The sequence below is a fragment of the Gemmatimonadaceae bacterium genome, from assembly GCA_036496605.1.
Lineage (GTDB): Bacteria > Gemmatimonadota > Gemmatimonadetes > Gemmatimonadales > Gemmatimonadaceae > AG2.
This window is the reverse complement of sequence record DASXKV010000039.1, coordinates 20,157-28,502: the sequence shown is the minus strand read 5'-3', so window position 1 is coordinate 28,502 and position 8,346 is coordinate 20,157. Positions and strand designations below refer to the sequence as shown.

Genomic DNA, 8,346 nt, shown 5'->3' with positions numbered 1-8,346 from the left:
CTGTAGCTTGATGCACATCCAGCCCGACATTCTTCACTGTCCTTTTCATGAGGGCCGCTCCTGGCTGTGACCTGTGGTTTGATGACACTTCCACAGTAGCAGTCAGGGGCGTGCTCTCAATATCCGTGTCAGCGGCCTCCTACGGCTCGCCGCTTTCCCGAAATTCTGGCGAAGCACCAATCGGGACTTGCGGCCAGCGCGGCCGCGGTAAACCCTTACCCTCTTCCCCGGGTCCAATGACGTCCCCACAGCCACGGATGATCCCGTGCGTTTTCGTCTGTCCCTGCTCGCCGCCACGCTGGTTGGTGCGATCCTCGGTGCCGAGCCAATGCACGCCCAACAAGCCGACGTCATTCGTGGCCGAGTGATCGGTCCGGATAGCGTTGCCGTTGAAGGCGCCAAGGTCACGGCGACGTCGCTCTCCGGCAACGTGAGCCGAAGTAGTCGCACCAATAAGGATGGTCGCTTCACCGTCACATTCCCCAATGGCGAAGGGGATTACATCGTCTCGTTCGCCGCGCTGGGATTCGCCGTCAAGCGCTTCGAGGTGAAGCGGACGGCCGATGAGGAAATACTCGTCGCCGATGCCAAGCTGACGCGTGCTGCCGTGAACCTCGAGGCGATGAAGGTGACGGCGCCGCGCGAGAAAGTCGCGCGAAACGATACGCCCCCAGATATCTCGGGCACGGAACGACCCGTCACGAATGCCGCATTGCCGCCGGCAGATCTCGGCGACCTCGCGGCGATGGCGGCGACGCTGCCGGGGGTCCAGCTCGTGCCGGGACAGAATGGGGACCCGAACGGTTTCTCGGTGCTCGGCTTGGGAGCGGATCAGAACAACATGACGCTCAACGGAATGAGCTTCGGCGGGTCGAACCTGCCACGGGATGCGGCGGTCGCGACGTCCCTGGTGACGTCGCCCTACGACGTCTCACGCGGCGGTTTCAGCGGCGGTCAGCTCTCGATCCGCACGCGCCCCGGCTCGAACTTCGTCACGCGGGGCATGAGCCTGAACGTCGACGCACCGCAGATGCAATGGACCGACCGGGCGGCACAGGCGCTCGGACAGCAGTACAGCAACGTCTCGCTCGGTGGACTCGCTGTCGGTCCAATCGTGCCCGACAAAGCGTTCTACAACGTCGCCTATCAGTTCGGACGTCGCGCAAATGGTTATCAGAATTTGCTCAACACCGATGCGCTCGGGCTGGAGACGGCAGGCGTGGCAGCGGATTCGGTCGCGCGATTCCTCGGTCTTCTCAATCAGGCGCAGGTCCCGGTAGCAGTCGGTCGCATTCCACGCGACCGCACGAGCGATCAGGGCTCGCTCTTTGGCAGCATCGACTTCGCGCCGCCGACGTCGAACACGGGACAGGCGTTCGGCCTCACCTTCAACGGCAGCTGGAACAAGCAGACGCCGATAGGCGGTAGCGCGACGTCGCTCCCTGCGAGCACGGGCGATCGCAGTTCATGGAACGGCGGCCTGCAGGCGCGACACAACAGCTATTTCGGCTTCGGCGTGCTCGAGGAGACGACGGTCGGTGTCAGCGGTTCGCACAGCTTCGGCACGCCGTATCTCGATCTGCCGAGCGGCCGCGTGATCGTGAATTCAGATTTCAACGATGGTACAAACGGCCTGCAATCTCTTTCCTTTGGCGGTAATCAATCACTCAACACGTCACAAACGAACACCAGTGTCGGGTTGATGAATCAACTCTCCTGGTTCAGCGCGAGCAACAAGCATCGGCTCAAGCTGACGACGGAGCTGCGACGCGACGCATACACGTCGAACCAGACGACGAACCTCCTCGGCACGTTCTCGTATCTCTCGCTCGCCGATCTCGCCGCGGATCAACCGGCGTCGTTCACGCGCCAACTCTCGCCCCGAAACAGCGGCACCAGTCAGGTCGTCGGCGCCGTCTCACTCGGCGACGCGTGGCGCGCGACGAATGACTTGCAGATTCAGTATGGCGTTCGGCTCGATGGAAATCGGTTCATGTCCGAGCCGGTATTGAATCCGGACGTCGAGAACATTTTCGGGGTACGCAATGATCACGCGCCGAACCGGTTGTACGCGAGTCCGCGGCTCGGCTTCTCGTGGACATACGGTACGGCGCCGCAGATCGCGAGCTTCGACGGGGCGGCGCGGACTCCACGCGCGGTCGTGCGCGGCGGCGTTGGGTTGTTCCAGAACGCGCCGTCGACGACGCTCCTCGGCCAGGCGCTCGACAACACGGGACTGCCCGGCGCGGTGCAGCAGGTCAATTGTGTGGGGCCGGCGACGCCGACGCCCAACTGGACGCAGTACGAGAACGACCTCTCCACGATTCCGACAACCTGCGCCGACGGAACGACGGGAAGCGTATTCGCGAACAGCGCGCCTAACGTGTTCCTCTTCGCCAAGGATTTCGCCGCGCCCCGAAGCGTGCGATCGAACCTGCAATGGAACGGACCGGTTCTCGGCAACCGGTTGATGGCAACGATCGAAGGAGTCTATTCGCGCAACCTCGATCAGGCGGGATTCGTCGACCTCAACTTCAATCCGTCAAACGGCTTCGCTTTGAGCAACGAGGCTAGTCGACCGGTCTACGTGCAACCGAGCAGCATCGTCCCGTCGACGGGACTGATCGCTTCGGCGGACGCGCGGGTAACGCCACTCTTTTCGCGCGTGACCGAGCTGCGCTCGGACCTGCAGTCGGAGAGCCGGCAGATGAGCTTGCGTCTCTCGCCGATGAGCTTCAGCACGAGCTACTCGTGGAGCCTTTCGTACGTGTACGGTAACGTGCGCGATCGGGTGCACGGATTCAGCAGCACGGTTGGGGATCCTCTCGATCTGTCGTGGGGGAGGTCTTCATTCGATTCGCGGCACCAGATCGTCTACACGCTCGGTTATAACTTCTTCAACACCGTGAACGTGAGCTGGTACGGGCAGTTCCGCTCGGGAACCCCGTTCACACCGCTGATCGCGAGCGACGTGAATGGCGATGGCTATGCGAACGATCGCGCCTACATCTTCCGGCCCGGCGATGCTTCGGCAGATCCGACGGTGGCGGCTGGCATTCAGTCGTTACTCGACCACGGCTCGGGCGCGGCGCGCGATTGTCTGCGCAAGCAGCTCGGCGATCTGGCCGCACGTAACAGCTGCGAGGGTCCGTGGACGTCGACGGCCAACCTGAGTTTCACCTTCAATCCGATGCGCGTGCGGATGCCGCAACGCGCGACGCTCTCGTTCAATCTTTCCAATCCCTTGGGCGCCGCCGATCTGATCATGCACGGGTCGAACCGATTGCATGGCTGGGGACAGCCGGTGACGCCCGATCAGTCGCTGCTATATGTGCGCGGCTTCGACCCGAACAACGGCGGCCGGTACATCTACGAGGTCAACCAGCGTTTTGGGGCGACGCTGCCGGCCTTGAGCGCTTTCAGACTCCCAGTCACGCTCACCGCGATGCTGCGTTTCGACGTGGGACCGACACGCGAGCGGCAGGCGCTCACGTCGCAGCTCGATCGCGGCCGGCGCACCGAGGGAGAGAAAATACCCGAGCAGTTCCTCCGGCTGATGTACAGTCAGGCCGGCGTGCCGAATCCGATGGCGCAGATCCTCCGACAGCAGGACAGCTTGCATCTCACGGCCCAGGAGGCGGACAGCATTGCCTCGATCAACCGATGGTACACTGTGCGGATCGATTCGATCTGGGCGCCGGTGGCGAAGTATCTGAGCGATTTGCCGAACCACTACGACCAAGGCGAGGCGTACGATCATTACCTATCGGCGCGGCACGCGTCGGTGGACCTGCTGGCGCAGCTCGTGCCCTCCGTTAAGCAAATCCTCACGGCGGAGCAACAACGAAGGCTTCCAGCGTTCGTTGCGAGCTACCTCGAGCCACGCTATCTGGCGTCGATTCGGTCGGGGACGGCGAGCTTCACCGGTGCGCCGATGCTCCCAGGCTCGGCCGCGGCCTCGATGGGAGGCGCGACGATGTCGGACGGTGGTGGACGGATGCAGGTAATTATTTCCAGACCATGAGCATCTTATGAATAGATTTGCCGGAATTCTGATTCTCCTTCCCTCTATCGCAGGCGCACAGCAACAGCCGCCGATGCGGCAGCTGGGAGCGATCACTGCGAAGAGCGCGGTATCGTTCAACGCCATCGTTGCGGTGCGCGCGCTCCCCGGCGGGCGCCTCCTCGTCGACGATATGGTAGGCCGGAAGGTCGTGCTCCTCGACTCGTCGCTCGCGCAGCTAGCCGTCGTCGCCGACACGACGTCGGCGACCGCAACCGCGTACTCGGGACGCATCGCGAGCATCATTCCCTATCGCGCCGACTCGACACTCTTCGTCGATCCGCAGTCGATGTCGATGATGGTGATCGATCCTAGCGGCAAGATGACGTCGCGCGTGATGGCGCTTCCGCGGAGCGAGGACGCCGGCATGCTTGGCGGCATACAGGGCGGCTCGGCGGGACTCGATGCAAAGGGACGGCTCGTCTATCGAGCGCCATTCCGCGTTTCACGCACCGGACCGCCGCCGACGGGGAGCAACGGCCTGCCGCTGCCGCCGTCACCGCCCGATTCGGCGATGATCGTGCGCGTGGACCTGGCGACGCGTCGGCTCGACACCGTTGGCGTCATCAAGACCCCGAAGTTGAACGTGCAAGTCTCGCAGGATGACAAGGGCAACGTGCGCATGTCGATGGAGTCGAATCCGCTCCCGGTCGTCGACGACTGGGCCGTCCTCTCCGATGGTTCCGTTGCGTTCGTGCGTGGTCGCGACTATCACATCGATTTCGCGAATGCCGACGGGAGCAAGACGTCGGCGCCGAAGATCCCATTCGATTGGCAGCGGCTCACCGACGAGGACAAGGTCGCATTCATCGATTCGGTGAAAGCGGCGCGCGAGCGATTGGCGAGCAGCAACCCCGCCGCGCCGACGCCGGCGGGTGCGCCCGCAGGCGCCAACTCCGACGGTGGCCGGCAACGCATGGTCATTCAGATGGGACCGGATGGCGGCCGCGCCGGCGGTGGAACGTTCAATTCACAGGCGCAGGTCAACTTTGTTTCGCCGAGCGAGCTACCGGATTACAAGCCGCCGTTCTTCGCCAACTCGGTGCGGGGCGATGCGTCGGGCAACATCTGGGTGCGTACGATCCCGACGAAGCAGATTCCTGGAGGGCCGGTTTATGATGTCATAAACCATGAAGGGAAGCTCGTCGATCACGTGCAGATTCCCGCCAACCACACGATCATCGGCTTCGGCGCGGACGGCTCCGTGTATCTCGTCACGCGCGACACGAGCGGCCCGACGCCGACGATGACTCTCGAACGGGCGCTCTTGCGATGATCGCGAATCGGCAGACGGCGCGCGGTCTGCTGGAGGGCGCGGGCCGGGATCTGCAGTTCGCGTTGCGGTCGTTGCGTCGCGAGCCGGCCCTGGTGGCTGGCATCGTGGCGACCTTTGCGCTCGCGATCGGGGCCAACGCGGCGATGGTGAGTCTCGTCGCCCGACTCATGCTCTCGGCGCCGCCGGGAGTCAATGATCCATCGTCGTTAGGCCGGCTCCATGTCGAAGCAACGTCGATCGACGGCGAGCGGTATGCGATGACGACGATGTCGTATCCCGCTTTCCAGGCCGCGCGCGCACAGGAGAATGCGTTCGCCGCCGTCGCTGCTTCGCGTTCCGAGCGACTCACCACGGGCCGGGGCGCCGAAATGGCCGAAGTCTCGGTGATCGCCGCGACCGGGAATTACTTCCGTGTGCTCGGAACGCGACCCGCGCTCGGCCGTTTTTTTGACGACGACGACGATGCGCTGCCGACGGGCAATGCCGTCACCGTCTTGAGCCACGCGTATTGGGAGCGTCGCTATGGCGGCAGGCCAACCGCGCTTGGCGAGCACATAACGATTGACGATCAGGATTACATCATCGTCGGCGTCGCCCCGCGCGGCTTCAGCGGCGACGCGCTCGCACCGGTGGATGTCTTCGTCCCACTCACCGTCGCCCAGCGGAAGGACGAGTCGCCGTGGGCGACGAGCCAGGGCATTCACTTCGTCTCGGTGATCGTGCGCATTCGGGATCGCAAGGCGCTCCCCGCGGCGATGGGGATGCTCACGTCGTCGCTGCGTAGTCACTCGGGCGACGATCAGGTTCTCTCGGCCGGCGTCGAGCCGCTGCTTGCGGACGGCGGCGCATCGCCGCGACAGACGCGAACCGCGCGCTGGCTCGCGGGCGTCTCGCTCGTGGTACTGCTCGTGGCGATCGCGAACGTGGCGACGCTGCTCCTCTTGCGCGCGGCGCGCCGGCGACGCGAGATCGCGGTTCGTCTCGCCCTTGGGGCGGGACGGGCGCGCCTGGCGAGACAGCTCCTCGTCGAGGGATGGCTGCTTTCTTCGTTGGGTGCGGCGGCCGCGCTCCTCGTCGCGAAGTGGGCTGCTGCTCTCGTGCGCGTGACGCTCCTTCCGGACCTCGCGCCGTCCGAGCAATTCATCGAGCCGAGTGCGCTCGTCGTCGCGATCGCCGCTGCCGCCGTTGCTGGCCTTGTCGCCGGCCTCGCGCCTTACGCGCAAGCGTCGCGTCGCGACGTGGCTGCCGAGCTGCAGGGCGGGCGGAGCGCGAGCGGTCGGTTCGGCATTCAGCGAACGCTCATCACGGTTCAGGTTGCGCTCTGTACGGTACTGCTATTCGGTGCGGGCCTCTTCGTGCGTAGCCTGCAACGCCTCGAGGCGCAGGACCTCGGCTTCTCCACGGCGCGTCTCCTCCTCGTGGAGTTCGACTTTCGCGAGACGCTGATCGGCAGTGAGCGTGACCGTCTGTATACGGTGCTGGCGGACCGCTTAACGACGGTGCCCGGCGTCACGGGCGCGACGATCGTGCAGGGGATGCCCTTCGGCAACTTCAACGTGCCGCCGATCAGCGTTCCGGGGCGCTCCGAGCCGCCGAGCATCGGCGGACAGCTTCCATATATGTACGCGGCCACGCCCGCATACCTCGATCTCATGGGCGTCTCGGTGCGCGAGGGCCGGTTATTCAAAGCTCGCGACGGCCGCGGGACGCCGCTCGTCGTGCTCGTGAACGAGACATTTGCGCGCACCGTCTGGCCGGGCCAGAGCGCGATTGGGAAGTGCATTCGTGCAGGCTTCGATCCGTCGGCAGGCGAACCGTCGCCGCTCGCGCCCGCGACACTTCCCTGTCGCGAGGTTGTCGGTGTCGTTCGCGATTCGCGCGTGCGCTCGCTGCAGCCCACCGGCAACGAAGCGCGGCTGATGCAGTATTATGTGCCCTTCGGCCAGCAGCCCGAACCGTTCATGCATGCGGCGTCGCAGGTGGACGCGATGCTCGTTGGGTCCGCGGGCGACCCGCAGCGTATCATATCAGCGGTGCAACGATTCATTCAGGGGGCGAGTCCCACGCCCGTGTACGCACGCGTGCAGCCCTATGAAGATCTTCTCGATCCCCAGCTTCGCCCGTGGCGGTTGGGCGCGACGCTCTTCTCCGCGTTAGGCGGTCTCGCGTTGGTGATCGCGGCGGTGGGATTGTTCGCGGTCGTATCGTACCTGGTTACACAGCGCTCGCGCGAGATCGGCATCCGGCTCGCGCTCGGCGGCACCGCACCGAGCATTGGACGTTTGATTGTCGCCGGCGCACTGCGACTCGTCGCCCTTGGCGCGGTGCTTGGCGCCATCGCCGCAATCGTGCTCACGCCACTCGTCCAATCGATGCTCTTCGACACGTCGATGCGCGACGTGAGCGTCATACTGACCATCAGCGGCGTGCTCGGAGTCGTCGCGCTCGCGGCGGCGGCATTGCCGGCACTGCGTGCGGCGCGAGTAAATCCGAGCGTCACGCTTCAGGCCGAATGACGGACGCGTCACCGGACCCGGCGCGCGAGCTACTTCGCCATACTGTCGCGACGCTCTCCTATCGAGCGGGGAAGGCGCTGCGCGACGCGCCACCGGACTTCGCCGCGTTCGCGGTGAGTCCGGGGAGTCGTACGCCAGGGCAGATCCTCGCGCATATGGGCGACCTGCTCGACTGGGCGCTGTCGATGGCGAAGGGAGCGCAGCGTTGGCAGAACACGCCGGTGCAATCGTGGGACGCGGATTGTGCCCGTTTTTTCGCGGCCCTCGCGGCTTTCGACGAGTATCTCGCGAGCGATGCGCCCCTCGGTACGTCAGTCGACCGGCTCTTTCAGGGACCGATCGCGGACGCGCTCACGCACACAGGCCAGATCGCGATGCTCCGCCGGATCGCTGGCGCGCCGGTGCGTGGTGAGAACTATGCGCGCGCCGAGATCGCGCGCGGCCGCGTCGGCGTGGAGCAGACCAAGCCCGGGTTCGAATTCGATTAATTC

At 64.8% G+C, this 8,346-nt stretch carries 4 protein-coding genes; all 4 read left to right on the top strand.

Annotated features, from left to right (window positions below):
- Nucleotides 1-265: 265 nt before the first annotated feature.
- The 4 genes from VGH98_15970 to VGH98_15955 are packed head-to-tail and all read left to right on the top strand — an operon-like array spanning nucleotide 266 to nucleotide 8,343.
- The gene (locus VGH98_15970; GenBank protein ID HEY2377476.1) at nucleotides 266-4,024 is read left to right on the top strand and encodes a TonB-dependent receptor; all 3,759 of its coding nucleotides are present in this window, start codon (nucleotides 266-268) and stop codon (nucleotides 4,022-4,024) included.
- A gap of 7 nt (nucleotides 4,025-4,031) precedes the next feature.
- Nucleotides 4,032-5,339 (top strand): hypothetical protein, encoded by a 1,308-nt coding sequence (locus VGH98_15965; protein ID HEY2377475.1) that lies wholly within the window; start codon nucleotides 4,032-4,034, stop codon nucleotides 5,337-5,339.
- The gene (locus tag VGH98_15960) at nucleotides 5,336-7,855 is read left to right on the top strand and encodes an ADOP family duplicated permease (GenBank protein ID HEY2377474.1); all 2,520 of its coding nucleotides are present in this window, start codon (nucleotides 5,336-5,338) and stop codon (nucleotides 7,853-7,855) included. Before VGH98_15965 ends, VGH98_15960 begins: the two co-directional genes overlap by 4 nt.
- Nucleotides 7,852-8,343 (top strand): hypothetical protein, encoded by a 492-nt coding sequence (locus VGH98_15955; GenBank protein HEY2377473.1) that lies wholly within the window; start codon nucleotides 7,852-7,854, stop codon nucleotides 8,341-8,343. Before VGH98_15960 ends, VGH98_15955 begins: the two co-directional genes overlap by 4 nt.
- Nucleotides 8,344-8,346: the final 3 nt, after the last annotated feature.

Coding starts and splice junctions, on each gene's coding strand:
- VGH98_15955 (HEY2377473.1), top strand. CDS start 7,852: ATGACGGACGCGTCACCGGACCCGGCGCGCGAGCTACTTCGCCATACT.
- VGH98_15960 (HEY2377474.1), top strand. CDS start 5,336: ATGATCGCGAATCGGCAGACGGCGCGCGGTCTGCTGGAGGGCGCGGGC.
- VGH98_15965 (HEY2377475.1), top strand. CDS start 4,032: ATGAATAGATTTGCCGGAATTCTGATTCTCCTTCCCTCTATCGCAGGC.